The sequence below is a fragment of the Mucilaginibacter rubeus genome, assembly GCF_003286415.2.
Taxonomy (GTDB): domain Bacteria; phylum Bacteroidota; class Bacteroidia; order Sphingobacteriales; family Sphingobacteriaceae; genus Mucilaginibacter; species Mucilaginibacter rubeus_A.
The window spans coordinates 1,968,017-1,982,419 of sequence record NZ_CP043450.1; the positions used below are offsets into that span (position 1 = coordinate 1,968,017).

General features: G+C 45.4%; 12 protein-coding genes. 10 read left to right on the forward strand and 2 right to left on the reverse strand.

Translation table 11 applies throughout. The features are described from left to right. Positions 1 to 40 precede the first annotated feature (40 nt). Positions 41 to 1,594 (forward strand): GDSL-type esterase/lipase family protein, encoded by a 1,554-nt coding sequence (locus tag DEO27_RS08120; protein WP_112570337.1) that lies wholly within the window; start codon positions 41 to 43, stop codon positions 1,592 to 1,594. 101 nt (positions 1,595 to 1,695) lie between these two features. On the opposite strand, the gene DEO27_RS08125 is transcribed toward DEO27_RS08120, so the two are convergent. Then, positions 1,696 to 2,958, reverse strand: a complete 1,263-nt coding sequence (locus tag DEO27_RS08125) for a hypothetical protein (protein WP_112570339.1) — start codon at positions 2,956 to 2,958, stop codon at positions 1,696 to 1,698. 447 nt (positions 2,959 to 3,405) lie between these two features. On the opposite strand from DEO27_RS08125, the gene DEO27_RS08130 reads away from it, so the two are divergent. The 4 genes from DEO27_RS08130 (at position 3,406) to DEO27_RS31375 (ending at position 7,996) form a co-directional block, all read left to right on the forward strand. Next, positions 3,406 to 4,941, forward strand: coding sequence for a glycoside hydrolase family 28 protein (locus DEO27_RS08130; RefSeq protein ID WP_190295352.1), 1,536 nt, complete (start codon positions 3,406 to 3,408; stop codon positions 4,939 to 4,941). Positions 4,942 to 4,967: 26 nt separating this feature from the next. Further along, positions 4,968 to 6,818, forward strand: coding sequence for a glycoside hydrolase family 36 protein (locus DEO27_RS08135; protein ID WP_112570343.1), 1,851 nt, complete (start codon positions 4,968 to 4,970; stop codon positions 6,816 to 6,818). Between the two features lie 246 nt (positions 6,819 to 7,064). Then, positions 7,065 to 7,640, forward strand: a complete 576-nt coding sequence (locus DEO27_RS08140) for a hypothetical protein (RefSeq protein ID WP_112570345.1) — start codon at positions 7,065 to 7,067, stop codon at positions 7,638 to 7,640. Between the two features lie 212 nt (positions 7,641 to 7,852). Further along, positions 7,853 to 7,996 carry a hypothetical protein gene (locus tag DEO27_RS31375; RefSeq protein WP_190295353.1) on the forward strand — a complete coding sequence of 48 codons (144 nt, stop codon included), beginning with the start codon at positions 7,853 to 7,855 and terminating at the stop codon, positions 7,994 to 7,996. Between the two features lie 25 nt (positions 7,997 to 8,021). Here DEO27_RS31375 and DEO27_RS08145 read toward each other — a convergent pair whose 3' ends face one another. Further along, the gene (locus DEO27_RS08145; RefSeq protein WP_112570347.1) at positions 8,022 to 8,300 is read right to left on the reverse strand and encodes a hypothetical protein; all 279 of its coding nucleotides are present in this window, start codon (positions 8,298 to 8,300) and stop codon (positions 8,022 to 8,024) included. Positions 8,301 to 8,441: 141 nt separating this feature from the next. Between DEO27_RS08145 and DEO27_RS08150 the strand changes: the two genes are divergently transcribed. From DEO27_RS08150 to DEO27_RS08170, 5 genes are all read left to right on the forward strand, one after another. Next, positions 8,442 to 9,344: a toprim domain-containing protein gene (locus tag DEO27_RS08150; RefSeq protein WP_190295354.1), complete on the forward strand. Its 903-nt coding sequence runs from the start codon at positions 8,442 to 8,444 to the stop codon at positions 9,342 to 9,344. A 213-nt stretch (positions 9,345 to 9,557) separates the two neighbouring features. Then, on the forward strand, positions 9,558 to 9,947 hold the full coding sequence (locus DEO27_RS08155; RefSeq protein WP_112570351.1) for a plasmid mobilization protein: 390 nt from the start codon (positions 9,558 to 9,560) through the stop codon (positions 9,945 to 9,947). Beyond that, positions 9,935 to 11,236: a relaxase/mobilization nuclease domain-containing protein gene (locus DEO27_RS08160; protein WP_112570353.1), complete on the forward strand. Its 1,302-nt coding sequence runs from the start codon at positions 9,935 to 9,937 to the stop codon at positions 11,234 to 11,236. Before DEO27_RS08155 ends, DEO27_RS08160 begins: the two co-directional genes overlap by 13 nt. 172 nt (positions 11,237 to 11,408) lie before the next feature. Continuing rightward, entirely contained in the window at positions 11,409 to 13,385 is a 1,977-nt protein-coding gene (gene mobC, locus DEO27_RS08165; RefSeq protein WP_112570355.1) for a conjugal transfer protein MobC, read from the forward strand. Between the two features lie 261 nt (positions 13,386 to 13,646). Further along, positions 13,647 to 14,360, forward strand: coding sequence for a LytR/AlgR family response regulator transcription factor (locus DEO27_RS08170; protein ID WP_190295355.1), 714 nt, complete (start codon positions 13,647 to 13,649; stop codon positions 14,358 to 14,360). Positions 14,361 to 14,403: the final 43 nt, after the last annotated feature.

Below are 14,403 nucleotides of genomic sequence, written 5' to 3' on the forward strand. Positions count from 1 at the left end.
CTGAAATCTTCAGCGGACAGTTTTATATAAAAATGAACCTATGAGATTTAAGAGATTAAATATATTTCTTTTCCTTGCTTTCATGATTCCGGGATATTGCTCAGCCCTGGCAACCGGTATTAAGTGGACTGAGTTTCACGCACCGCTTCAAAAGGTTTTGAATGGGATATCTGAAGGGAAAGGCAACTATCCTTATTTGAATTTTATTACCAATACCAGTAATATCGTCATCCGCCTGGCTTATGAGCCAGCTCAACATCTCACACGAAAAGCTGTAGAAGGCACTTGCAAATTGTATGTTTTGGATGATGACGGAACATGGGCTGAATTTGATGGAACCAGATCAGAAAAAGATTCGGTTATATTATCGTTTCGGGATATTTCAACGGATAACCACCAACCCCGCAAAGCTATCGAATACAGGCTGTTTTTGCCGGCAGGGCAGGCACCGACGGATATTGCCATTGGTACAGATGCACAAAGCCAATTTGAGTTGCTACCACTTCAGCCCGAAAAACAAATTGTCATTTATAAGCAGGCAGGGGAGGATAAGGATAGTGAAGCGGGAACAAGTTGGCCAGCCAGGCTGGAAAGAACCCTGGATCGCCACTTTATTGTTTTTGCTGGGAAAACTGATCGAAAGGCATTCCTACGCGAAAGCAAAAAGTCCGGTACAAAAGCGGTATTCCTGGAGCTTTGTGCTTACAGGGGTGCCGGTATGATAAGTGATATTATTAAGGATGCGCGGCAAATTAAGCAGGCGGGTATTCCTGTCTTTATCGTTCCTTGTGAGCATGCTCCATCTAAACAAACACAGGCAGCATTGAAGGAAATAAGCAGGCAAACAGCAGGATTAAAAGGCGTATATGCGTTAAGCCACCCGGCGGCAGATGATTGGACTGATTTCGGTTCGCAAGTGCGCTTTGCACTGCAGGAACCGGAGGGCGGAATTTCAACCATGAGTCCTTTAACCCAGCACCGTGACAGAAACTACGACTGGCGGCAACGGCATGCAGATGAACTGGCTTTGATCAGGCAAAAGGCACCTAAAAATATCATATTTGCCAATTCCATTATTCACTACTGGGGCGGCCTGCCGCAATCAACCATCGCAAGGGGAAAAGATTCGTGGGACACTTATCTGCAGTCGTTGGGTGTGCAGAATATGGGCTTTGGCTGGGACAGGATCGAAAACGTGCTGTGGAGAATCTATCATGACGAACTCGACGGTTTTAAAGCCGATCATATCTTGTTGATGATAGGCACCAATAACCTGCAATCAAATACCGATGATGAAATTGTTAAGGGGCTCGGGCAGCTTATTGCTGCTGCCAAAATAAGGCAGCCCCAAAGCGGGCTAATTATTTCAGGAATCATGCCGCGCCGTAATATGGAAGCAAGGATCGCAGTTCTTAACGGCTCCATTGAAAAGCTTGCACAGGAGATGGGTATCAAGTACGTCAATCCCGGAATTGTATTCCTGAATGAGGCAGGCAAAATTAAAGAGGAATTGTTTGGTGACGGGCTTCATCCTAATGCTGCCGGCTACGGCCTGCTTGCCCCGCTTATAGCGAAATCATTTAGTGAAGATTGAACATAATAAAGCTTAAAGCAGAAAGCCTAAGGTTTAAAGCTGATGTTCTACGGCCTTTTTACCTTCTACATCATATCATTAACCGGGAATAAAACATCCGGTTAGTGGTTAAACTCATCGCCGTATATTAAATGATGTTGCCGGCCATATACCCTGATAAAATCAAGTTGTCCTGATCCTTTAAAGCGGCAAAAAAGCCCACGGATGTTCCCAATAGGGACATTGTATACTGTTTTATATTTAAAAACATTGTTAATATAAACCATACTGGTTTTATTCCGGGTTTCGATGCGTACCACGGTCCATTTTGACAGATCAACACCCAATGAAGACAGATTGTGGAAGTTTCCTGTTAACTGTGTATCCCCGAACTCAGTATCAGCAAACTGGGTGCATCCGGGCTTAACAAATTTAAAACGGCCCCTGCCACTTTCGCCGGTAAACTCCAGGCTGGTATCAAAGCAGTCAAAGCCGCCCATATCCTGGCTATTGCGCAAGCGAAACTCTACGGTCATTTGATCGCCGTCCACATGGAAGTTTTTGATATTGCGGTAATCAACCCAATATTCTTCTTTGGTATTGATATTAAGTCCGCCTATTATTGAAGGAGCAAAGTACAGAGAGCTTTTATCGCTGAATTTGTTGGAGTCGGTTACCACCCGGGCGTTCTGGTCATTATTGCCTACATAGCAAACCCATCCGTTTGTTTGTACATCAACGGTGTTTTTTGCAAATACACGGCCATCCGCGATCAGCCTTATTTTGTAAAAATTTGGTGTTTTGTATTGGTAGGTGAGCTCACCTTTAGGGCCAAGCAACAGTTTATATTCGCCACCGCTTCCAAAATCTATAAAAGCATTTTTATAATCCAGGTTAGATAGGTCATAGCTGATGGCTGCAGTTAGCGGCGCATGACCTAAAGTGTTTTTAACATTAAAAATAACATTGGGCCTATTGAAAAAGAGCTTTATGCCGACGATCAGTATGATTAACAGAAGTGCTCCTGCGGCAAAAAAAACAACTTTTAATCGTCTGTTACCGGTAGTGATTTCGGGTTTAATAACAGGGGCCGGGCTTTCGGCAGGTTTGGGATCGTTATCGTAGTTCTCTTTTAAAAAAAATGCCCAGTCTTTGTAGCCAAGATATTGCGCCATTGCATTCTTGGTGGCAATCTGTGGTTCGTAGTTATCGTTTACCTTGAAAATGCGTTTCAGTGTGCGTACGCTTATCGACGTTTTGGTTACCTCAAAGATTTGCTCATGAAGCTTTGTATAATGATAGTCGATCCAGTCACCACTCGGCCCCGACTGCATTTTATCCTCAATTAGCTGAGTACATTTTAGCAAATAATCATGGTTTTTCATTCTTAAGTCAACGATCGTGCAAAAGGCATCAGTGGTGGAGTAATTGAGTTATTAGGTGGCTTTCAAATATGCTAAAATGCAATCTTACTTTATTACAGTTGTTGTTATTTTTTTAAGATTTTTCGAATCGGCGCCCTGCCTTATTATTTGAAAACAGTAAAGCGGTTAGCAATAATACAGGTAAAATAATGAAAAATCCATGTTTGAGTATTCTGCTTGACTATGCCCGAGAATGCATTTATCCTGAAATATACTAATTGATAGTTTCGCCTTCAATATCTCCCCTGCACTCTGGCAGGGCCGGTCACCAATTTGAACACACTAATAAATTATGAGAAATTATTTTCTGCCGTTACTCCCTTTTACGGGATCATATCTGCTTGAACGAATCATCCTGTCTGCACTGCATCTTCAATCATTAACAACAAGAATTAAATGATAGTGCCGATGAAGAAGATCATTGCGTTGCTCCTTGCCTGCCTTATTTTTCCGGGTATAACGCTGGCAGCCGACTATCTTATTACAGATTATGGAGCAATAGGAAACGGCAGCCAGCTATCTACAAAATATATTCAAAAAGCTATCGACGTATGCAGCATCGGTGGTGGGGGACGGGTAGTGGTGCCCCCGGGAGATTTCTTGACGGGTACTATATATTTAAAAAAACATGTTGAACTTTACCTGGAGAGGGGCGCAAAAATTTCGGGAAGCAAGGATCGTGCTGATTATCCCAAATTTGCCGGAGAGCGGGGGCTGATATTCGCTTTAAACGCAACTGATGTGGGTATTACGGGTTACGGCGAGATTAACGGTAATGGAGAAGCATTTTTTAAAGGGGATAATGCACCCGACAGGCCATTTCTGGTGATGATCAAAAAATGCAGCAAGGTAAGGGTTTCCGGTATCAGCCTTAAAAACTCTGCGTTCTGGACATTTCGCCTGTTATATAATGACCAGGTTAATGTTGACGGCATCAATATATACGCTCATGTGAATTTTAATAATGACGGACTGGATATCGACAGTAAAAATGTAACGATCAGTAATTGCATTATCGATACGGATGATGACGCCCTGTGTTTTAAAAGCGACAGCAGCTTTATTTGTCAAAATGTGGTTGTATCAAACTGCGTACTTGCCTCCAATTGTAATTTTATTAAGATGGGTACTGCTTCTGTGGGTGGTTTCAGAAATATAAGCGTAAGCAATTGTGTTTTGCGGAGGACTTCTGAATCACGTTTTCGCTTTTGGGAACGGAGCGTACCGGGGGTAAAGGAGCCGGTGACCGGGCTTGCAGGGATTGCATTGGAGATCGTTGATGGTGGAATAATGGATGGCATTAATATCAGCAACATCGTAATGGATGGCGTGCAAACGCCGCTATTTATCAGGCTTGGCAGCAGAAGTAATTCTGCAGGCGCGATCAGAAATGTAATGATCAGCAGCGTAACAGCCAAAAGTGTGAGCCGCATAGCGAGCAGCATTACAGCAATACCTGGTTTTAAGGTAGAAAACGTTGTGCTCCGTGATATCAATATTCAAAGCCCAGGAGGAGGGGAGATAAGTGAATATACGGCCAAAGTGCCAGAACAGGAGCGTGCTTATCCCGAAAACCGGATGTTCGGTACCAGTTTGCCGGCCTACGGGATTTATCTCAGGCATGTTAACAACATCAGTCTTTATAATATTCAGTTTAAACCAGCCAGCAGTGAGGCGAGGCCGGCCGTATATATTGAGGATGGACATGAAATCCGCATCGCTGGTTTGAAAGCAATACCTCCTATGGAGGGTGTGCCATTGGTGGAACTCAACGAGGTTTCCGGATTGAGTTTTGAAAGTTATGTACCAGGTCAACAAATTCCGCTTCTTTTCCGGGTGCGTGGTGTGCAATCAAATTGTATCAACATAACCGGAAACAACAACATCCGCCGCCTTTATGAACTAAAAGATTTGGCACCGAAAAAGGCGCTTACCATCAGATAATATTTATTGATCTCTCGAATTAACAAATGAAAATTACCATATCTAAACCTAAGAGCAAAAAATGCTTCAGAACCAATCATGCTCTGAAATTATTATTACTGATATTTTGCTTTTTGGTTATACAGGCAGATGCCCAGGAATACCAGGCTGACGCATTCAAATTTACTGTTCCCAAACAGGAAGGTGTAAGCGTAAATATCAGTCATGAGCAATTTCCAGGCGGAATTTTACTCCTGATTTGCCGCTTCACTACTACCGGTTCGTTTAAAAATGAAATTAATATTAAATGGAGTTCACCGCTCCGGGACATTACCGGCATCTGGACTACCAATGCTAACGAAGCACGTTTTATGCATGCAGGCCTCAAAGTACAGGCTAACCTTGCCAGTCAGGCGCCTGTTTTAGCCATGTATAATGATGCTGGGCAAAACCGGTTAACCATCGCCCTGTCCGATGCATTTCACAAAACTGTTCTGTCCGCAGGTATTAATGAAGATAGTTCTGTACTAAATTGCAGTGCAGGCATTGAGCTTACAGGTGAAGAGCGGAACAAGAAATCATACCAGGTTACCCTGATGCTCAATGACCGGGACGAAAGGTACGAAGACGCATTGCACCAGGTAGCTGCATGGTGGGCCGCCATGCCCGAGTATCACCCCGCCGTGATCCCATCTGCAGCAAAGCAACCTTTATATTCAACATGGTACAGTTATCACCAGAATTTTGATGAACCTATGCTTCTTAAAGAGTGCGTGGAAGCACGGAAGCTGGGTTATACCGGAATTATTGTTGATGACGGCTGGCAAACTGCGAACCATTCGGGTGGCTATGGTTTTACCGGCGACTGGAAGCCGGAGCGTCTTGTTCATATGGCCGATTTTGTGAAAAAAGTGCACTCAACCGGGATGAAGTGCCTAATTTGGTATTCGGTACCTTTTATGGGGTATCATGCTGAAGCTTATAGCCGCTTCGAAAACAAAGTACTATACAAAAGCGACCGTCAATCTACCGCGATACTTGATCCGAGATATCCCGAGGTACGAAAGTTCATAGTTGAGCGCTATGTACAGGCGCTCAGATCATGGAAGCTTGACGGGTTTAAACTTGATTTTATCGACAGCTTCACCAATCAGTCCGGTGATCCGCTGGTTGCCGGTAAAGAGGCAGATTACCAGTCGGTTTATGGGGGGGTTGATGCGTTGATGTCGGAGATAAAAAATACGCTTACTACGATCAAGCCGGATATCCTGATCGAGTTTCGGCAATCCTACACGGGCCCGGCAATGCGTAAATATGGAAATATGTTCCGGGCGGGGGATTGCGCCTCGGCTGCGCTTACAAACCGGATCAGGATAACAGATATCAGGTTGCTGGCCGGCGAGACTGCCGTTCATTCTGATATGCTTACCTGGAATTATGAAGACAAACCAGATGTTGCCGCCCTGCAATTCCTGAATGTGATCTTCTCCGTTCCTCAGCTTTCTGTACGATTAAAAGATATCCCGGCTTCACACCTGAATATGGTCCGGTTTTATACCCATTACTGGCTCAAAAACAAAGATGTTTTGGTAAACGGCAAATTCAGGGCTTATGGGCCCGAGATGAATTACCCGATACTCAGCAGTGAAAAAGAAAGTAAGCTAATAGCTGCAATTTATAGCGATCAAAGCAAGCCCTTGCTTTTAAATAAACCTCTTGTCGATATCATTAACGGGAAAACTACCGATGGAGTATTGGTAAAGTTAATGAAAGGCAGAAGCTACAGAGCTGAGATATTTGATTGCGAAGGAAAAAAAATACGCGTTAGCAAATTGAAAGCTGGTTCAGGTATTTGGAAGTTGAATATCCCGCCCTCGGGGATAGCTTGCCTGTGGTAACCGTATTGTAAATCAGGGCAGCTAAATACAATTGATATTCCTGAACAGCCAAGTTCTCGATGCTTGTGTTGATCTTGACCGAAAAATTACAGCCAATTTTTCTACCTGATCTCAATTTTTAATGGATCAGGTAGAAAAGGTTGCGCGGACACAACCTGTCCGTCAAGGGTATATGAACCGGGGCATTGCCCCGGCCCTTGACAGACAGGCCGTGCCGCGCGGTTATGCCTTAAAAAACTTTAGCTTATGGAAAAGTTCGCATTTACCCTGCAATCCCAGTCTGACGTCGAAGCATATATCGCCGACTGTTCGACGCGCTACGAACGGGAACTGCTGGTAGAAATAATAGCATTAATTAAAGCCGGTGATCAGGAGCAATTGACTTGGTTCGGTGGCTTTGGTGACAGTCTTCGTCAGATATTGATGAATGTCAACGAGTACCGCCATGCGTTGGGATTCGGGTTCGCCGAAATTGCTTTTAACCGGTACGGCTGGTTCGCTTCACCGAAGTTTCTTGATTTCGAGGAAATTAGTTTGGGACAAAGCTATATCCGTATCGGTCGCGGGCCGAATGGCAGCTGGGCTTATGCTTTGAGCCGCCAGTATGGTACGGCTGGTGCCAGCGGGCCGCTTTGCGTGTTCTGCAAAAAATATCCCGACCGGGATACAGCACTTGCTCATGCGCTGGCGGAAATAAAAGCAGATATGACCAAGTATCTCGGCCATCCCGATACCACTAATTACAAACAGGATGTTCTCCATCAAACATTGAAAGCCATCGCTGCAATGGAAGTGAGCCGTGCACAGTTGAGCCTTTTTTAAGGCTCAATTCGTTATATTGGTTTGTATTCCCTATTTTCAAAAAACCAAATTTTAAACTTGTTTTATTTACCAATTATTACCGCTGTTGTTTCCGGGTTGTTGGTCTGGGTACTCGGACGCTGGAATGTCTACAAAGCGGGACAAAAACAGGAAAGGAAACAGTTGAACAGGTTGTTGTATAATATGCTTGAATTTACCAGCATGGGGTGGATATGGCAATCAGTTCCGGGCAGTTCATAGCCAGTTATGTGGAAAAGATGACTGCAGCGATTACAGCGGCCGGATGGGAAAAAAGCGACGAGGAACTTGCGGAAAAACTAATAGCTTATCCCGATGATCAAATTGATGTAAATTAAGGCCAGTATATTACTGGCCTTAAAGTTAGTTTTTAAGGGTTTTCATTTTTTCGCTCAGTTCTTTTAATCCGGCTTTTTTTAGGCACTCGTCGCCAAAATTTTTTAATTCTTCGCGGTCTTGTTCCGGGATCAAACCGAGCAAGCCCTGTACCGTCGATTCTTTGTCAGCCAGGCCATTTTCAATCAGGCTGCTCAATAATAAAATTGTTTTCCGACTGATCTTCAAGTCGATCTTAACGGCTTCATTCATCCCCGGGCTACAAAGTAAGGTTTCGTAGACCGTTCCCAACACATCTTTTGCCATCTCGTAAAAATTTAATGGTTAAACAATGGGGCAAAGCTAAGGGGTAGCAATGAAACGATCCTGTTCGAAATTTAGTCGGGATAGGTGGATTTCGTTCGGCCGCTTTACTTTTGGTTGTTTGTGATAAAGGAGGAGATGGATATGGAAGCGGAACGGATGACATTGGATCAGATCAAGGCGCTGGATATGGTGGCCTGGCTGGAGGGTTTGGGCTTTGCACCGGTGACGGTCAAAAAGGGTTATGAATATTGGTACCGGTCGCCCTTGCGGGAGGAAGCACATGCGAGTTTTAAGGTCAATCAGCAGCTAAACCGCTGGTATGATTTCGGGTTGGCAGCGGGTGGTAACCTGGTTGATCTGGGCTTGCGTTATTACGGCTGCACGATTAGTGAATTGCTGGTACGGTTTAACGATGGAGGGGGTGTTGGCGCGCAGGTGCTACACCTTCGGAAACCGGTGGTCGCGGAGCAGCAATTGGTGGTTACTGATGTGCGACCGATCTTTTCTTTCCCGCTCAAAAATTACCTGCATGAGCGGGGTATCCCGGTGGCGGTTGCGGATGAGTTTTGCGTGGAGCTCCGCTACAAAGTGGGCGGTCATGAACTATATGGCATCGGATTTAAAAACGATGCCGGGGGCTACGAGATCCGGAGCAAGATCGCCAAGAGCAGTAGCTCGCCTAAGGAGATAACGTCGCTTAATTACGGCGCTTCTTCAGTACAGGTTTTCGAGGGCTTTTTCGATTTGCTTTCCTGGCGGGTTTTGCACCGCTATGATGATCCGCATGCGACTAATTTGGTAGTGTTGAATAGTGTGGCTTTGTTCAAACGGGCGTTGCCTTTTCTGGAATCACATGAACGGGTACATTTATGGCTGGATAACGATAGTGCGGGGAAGCGTTACCTGAACCAGGCGCTGGCTTTAGGCGCACGTTACCGGGATGAATGCGGTTTTTACAGCCAGTTTAAAGATTTGAATGAATGGCTTTGCCGCAAGGGTTTGCTACCGGAGCACCGCCAGCGCCTTAAGGTCGGCGGTTTGTGAGGTGAATAGGAAGTCATTCTTTTCTTTCTCGGCAGCCCATGGTTTGAGTTTGCCTTGTGCGCAAACGGCAAGATGTACAATTGTTTAACAACAATTGCATCTTGCCGCCCCTCTCCGAAGTCGGGGGCGGTTAGGACAACTGGCTTTGGCAGGAGTTGTATGCATGTTTGATGATGATTTTTGATGGTTTGAGTTTGATGAGGAAGATAAGTGATGGAGAAAAAAGACGAGGGCAGAAAGCGGATTATTGGCCTGAGGCTGACTGCTGATGAATATGGTGAACTGGAAAAAAGCTGGAAGCGGTCGACCATACGGAAATTAAGCGAATATGTGCGCCGGTTGCTGTTTGGTAAGTCATTTATCGTGTTTACGCGTGACCAGTCGAAGGACGAGCTGCTGGCAGAAATGGCTTTGTTGCGCCGCGAACTGAATGCGATCGGTGTGAATTTTAACCAGGCGGTGCACCGTTTGAATATGCTCGATCATTCCCCGCAGATGCAGGAATGGGTACGCCGTTTTGAACGTGATAAGGACCGGTATTTTTTGGCATTAGAAAGTATCCAGGCTCGTTTGAAAATGATGAGTTCGGCATGGTTGCAGTGATCCATCAATCGACCAGTCTGCGCAATATTTTAAACTACAATGAGCAGAAAGTAAAAGCAGGTTTAGCGGTTTGTTTAGAGGCAGGATATTACCCGGTGGATGCGGCTGATCTGAACTTTCACCAGAAGCTTCGGATGCTTGAAATGCTGACCGAACTGAACCAGCGGACAAAGTATAACAGCGTTCATATTTCGCTCAATTTTGATCCGTCTGAAAAGCTACCGGATGAATTATTGAAGAACATTGCAGAAGAGTATCTGGACAAGCTTGGCTTTGCCGGACAGCCTTATTTATTGTACCGTCATGAGGATGCTGGTCATCCGCACTTACATATTGTGACAACCAATATTAAACCGGATGGCAAGGCCATACACCTTCATAATCTGGCCAAACGAAAATCGGAACCGGCCCGTAAGGAAATTGAAATCAGGTATGGTTTAATTAAAGCGGAAGAGAGCAAATTACAGAGGGCTTACAAACTTAAACCGGTCTACGCCGCTCGGGTGCTTTATGGTAAATCAGAGACCAAAAGGGCTATCGGTAACGTATTGCAAACTGTATTGCCGCTGTACAAATATGCTTCGCTGGCTGAGTTAAATGCGGTGCTACGGCAATATAATATTGTCGCCGACAGGGGTGAAGAAAACTCGCGGATCTTCAGGCATAGCGGATTGGTATACCGGGTGCTCGATGAACAAGGCAATAAGGTAGGGGTGCCCATTAAGGCAAGCTTATTTTTTAAAGACACGACGCTGAAATTTTTAGAGGGGAAGTTTGAAGCAAACAAAATGGCCAAAGATGATCCGAAAGCAAAGCTGCGGTTAAAAAACGCGATCGACCTTTATTTCTTGGGGCGCAATAAAAGTGTTGAGGGTTTGGTGGAGGCTTTGAAAAAGCAGGGTGTGAACGTGGTTTTACGAAGAAATGATGAAGGTTTGATTTATGGTATTACCTATGTTGACCACCAGAGCAAATGTGTTTTTAATGGCAGCAATTTAGGAAAAGCTTACAGCGCCAATGCCATTAAGGAACGCTGTCCGAACATGGTGGCAGGTGAGGGGAAAAAGCAAAACGGTGAAGCGGAAAAGGCGGCGCGCGACGGTCACGGGAACGGGGTAAAAGAACGTGATTATCATGAAAATTTAAGTAGTCATGAACAGCATACCAGTTTAGGCATGCCTGGATTGGCGCAGGTACTGTTGGAAGCGGACGGAATGCAGCAAACCATGGATTGGGAATTCAAGCGCAAACGAAAGAAAAGAAAGCGCATGCGGTTGTCGACAGGTTAATCTTTTCAGGATTTTTTTAAAGTTTTTGTTGCCCATTTTCTCCGTGTGCAGAGGATGGTTAGCCAGTGCTATGCCCAAATTTTCAGGTTTGGTGCGGTTGATTTTGTGTAAGGGTTCAAGTGTGGATGATTAGGAAAAGTGCCGGTGTATATCGGGATTGGGAGGGGGATTTATGCAAACCGGGGAAAACGATCAGGCCATGCGCAAGATCCTGGATATGACCAGGCTGATCAGTATTGCAGTTTTACTGCTGCATTTTTATGAAGTATGTTACGGGGCTTTTGCTAGATGGCATCTGGTAGCACCGCTGACTGACCGGCTACTGGCCAATATTGTCCGCACGGGCCTGTTCAGCTGTTTTTTTAAACCTAAACTGATAGCACTGTCGTTTCTGGTCATAGCGCTGATCGGTGTGCGGGGGAAGAAAGATGAAAAGCAGACCGCAAAATCTGCTTTCCTATACTTACTTACCGGTCTCTTTTTTTTCCTGATCAGCTACTTTTTTTTATTATTCCCGCTGAAAATGGGAAGCGTCGCGATCCTGTACATGGGCGTGACCGGCCTGGGATATCTGCTGATGCTCTGTGGGGGCACGATGCTTTCCCGCGTGATCCGGGACAAGCTCACCGGCGATATTTTTAACCGGGATCAGGAGACCTTCCCCCAGGAGGAGCGCCTGCTGGAAAACGAATTCTCTGTGAACCTGCCGGTGAAATATGTATTGAAGGGTAAGGTCCGCCGAGGGTGGATCAATTTCATTAATCTTTTTCGGGCCTTGCTTGTGCTGGGCAGCCCGGGCTCGGGCAAGAGCTATTTCATTATAAGGCACGTGATCACCCAGCATATCCGTAAGGGTTTTGCCATGTTCGTTTACGATTTTAAAATGCCGGACCTTGCGGTCATCGCCTATAATACCTGGCTGAAATATAAAGACGGCTATAAAGTTGAACCAAAGTTTTTCTCTATCAATTTTGATGACCTTTCGCGCAGCAGCCGGTGTAATCCCTTGGATCCATCCGCCTTGCTGGATTTAACAGACGCGGTAGAATCGGCCCGAACGATCTTGCTGGGACTGAACCGGGAATGGATCAAAAAACAAGGGGATTTCTTCGTGGAATCGCCCATCAACTTTCTGACGGCGATCATCTGGTATCTGCGCAAATATAATAACGGGGAATTCTGCACACTGCCGCATGTCATTGAGCTGATGCAGGCCGACTATGACAGCCTGTTCACCCTCCTGAGTACACAAAAGGAGATCGATGTGCTGATCAACCCATTTATCAGCGCCTATAAGCGGGATGCGGTGGAGCAATTGGAGGGCCAGATCGCATCGGCTAAGATCACGATGGCGCGTATCGCTTCACCGCAATTATACTATGTGTTATCGGGCAATGAGTTTACGCTGGATATCAATGATCCCGAAGCGCCGAAGATTGTTTGTATGGGCAACAACCCGCAGAAAATACAGATCTACGGCGCTGTGCTTTCTTTGTTTACCAACCGGCTCCTAAAGATCATCAATCAAAAAAATAAGCTGAAATGCAGCCTCGTCTTTGATGAATTTCCAACGCTGACCACGGACATTATACCCACAATTTCAACCGGCAGGTCCAATTTAATTTCTACCTGTTTGGGCATCCAGGATGCCAGTCAGTTACGCAAAGACTATGGTCGGGAGCAGGCTGATGTGATCATGAATATTGTTGGTAATATGGCGGTCGGCCAGGTATCGGGGGATACGGCTAAATCAGTTTCAGAAAAGATTGGTCGGATTATGCAGGACAGGGAAAGCCTGTCGATCAACCGCAGTGATACTTCTATCAGCCGTTCGAAACAATTAGAAGCAGCTGTACCGGCATCGCGGATATCGGCTTTAAGTTCTGGTGAGTTTGTGGGGATGGTGGCAGATAACCCGGACTGCAAGATTGAGCTCAAGGCTTTTCATTGCGAAATTGTGAATGATCATGCGGCGCTTAAGAAAGAGATTGATGCTTACGTACCACTGCCTGAGGTGCGTAAGATCAATGGGGCAATTGTTGAGCGGAATTATTTGCAGATCAGGCAGGATATCCGGGATATTATCGACCTGGAGATGGAGCGTTTGCTGAGTGACCCGGCGTTAACGCACCTGATCATAAAAAAATAAAACCTGAATCCTATAGTTTTGGCCCGGGCAACCCGGTAGATCGATAACCACGAAATGTTTGATTCGAAAATTGCCAGTCAATGCTTTGCTAAATTTGTCTTAATGTCTTGCAAACGCACATTAAACTATTTTGGGGAATTGGTAAACAAAGACTGGCAAAATAATCCGCAGTTTATTCAGGCAAATGCTCTAATGCATGACGCTGATGATCGATCCCAGATCTTAATTGGAAAGGATCCCGATCCATCGTACCTTAGCCTGATGGAACAAGTGCTCAACTGCCTGGTAATCGACGATGATCCTGATGTTAATGCTTATGTATGCGAAATGGTAGATCAGATGCCTTTTTTGCATTTGGCGGGATCCTACGACAATGCTCTGGAGGCTTTGAGCAGGCTGGAATCAGGCGATATCGGTTTATTGGTGCTGGATATCAATTTGCCGGGGATAGACGGGGTTACATTTGCCGGGAGCCTGAAAGATTTGCCGCGGGAGCGTATACCCCGCGTGATCCTCATCAGCGGCTCCCGTGAGTATGCTGTTGATGGTTATAAAGTAGATGCCGTAGATTACCTGGTCAAACCATTTTCCTATGAAGACTTTTATCGGGCAGTGGTCAAGGTTCGGACGTTGATAAACGTGTCTAAAGCCCCGCAATCGGGTGAGTATTTGTTTTTAAAGGTGGAACATGACCTGATCCGGGTAAACATCCCTGACATCTGTTATATTGAAAGCTTCAAAGACTATGTTAAAGTAATTACCGGTGAACAAACGATAGTTGCCTTATCTACGCTCAAAGCCATGGAAGAACGTCTTGCCGGAAAGCGTTTCATGCGCGTGCACCGTTCCTTTATTGTCAACCTTGATAAGATCGAACATATTCAGCACTTAACCATCAGGTTTGGGAAAACCGTTATCCCGGTCACTGAGCAATACCGCGAGGCATTCAAGGCCGAATTTCGCGAATGGCTTTAACGGATGACAGCCTGTTTTCGTCGGCCGGCAATTCGTTTTGGTC

Bases quoted from the DNA above. Each gene is read 5' to 3' on its own strand.
- DEO27_RS08135 (WP_112570343.1), top strand. From the start codon at position 4,968: ATGAAAATTACCATATCTAAACCTAAGAGCAAAAAATGCTTCAGAACC.
- DEO27_RS08130 (WP_190295352.1), top strand. From the start codon at position 3,406: ATGAAGAAGATCATTGCGTTGCTCCTTGCCTGCCTTATTTTTCCGGGT.
- mobC (WP_112570355.1), top strand. From the start codon at position 11,409: ATGCAAACCGGGGAAAACGATCAGGCCATGCGCAAGATCCTGGATATG.
- DEO27_RS08140 (WP_112570345.1), top strand. From the start codon at position 7,065: ATGGAAAAGTTCGCATTTACCCTGCAATCCCAGTCTGACGTCGAAGCA.
- DEO27_RS08160 (WP_112570353.1), top strand. From the start codon at position 9,935: ATGGTTGCAGTGATCCATCAATCGACCAGTCTGCGCAATATTTTAAAC.
- DEO27_RS08120 (WP_112570337.1), top strand. From the start codon at position 41: ATGAGATTTAAGAGATTAAATATATTTCTTTTCCTTGCTTTCATGATT.
- DEO27_RS08125 (WP_112570339.1), bottom strand. From the start codon at position 2,958: ATGAAAAACCATGATTATTTGCTAAAATGTACTCAGCTAATTGAGGAT.
- DEO27_RS08155 (WP_112570351.1), top strand. From the start codon at position 9,558: ATGGAGAAAAAAGACGAGGGCAGAAAGCGGATTATTGGCCTGAGGCTG.
- DEO27_RS08150 (WP_190295354.1), top strand. From the start codon at position 8,442: ATGGAAGCGGAACGGATGACATTGGATCAGATCAAGGCGCTGGATATG.
- DEO27_RS31375 (WP_190295353.1), top strand. From the start codon at position 7,853: ATGGCAATCAGTTCCGGGCAGTTCATAGCCAGTTATGTGGAAAAGATG.
- DEO27_RS08145 (WP_112570347.1), bottom strand. From the start codon at position 8,300: ATGGCAAAAGATGTGTTGGGAACGGTCTACGAAACCTTACTTTGTAGC.
- DEO27_RS08170 (WP_190295355.1), top strand. From the start codon at position 13,647: ATGGAACAAGTGCTCAACTGCCTGGTAATCGACGATGATCCTGATGTT.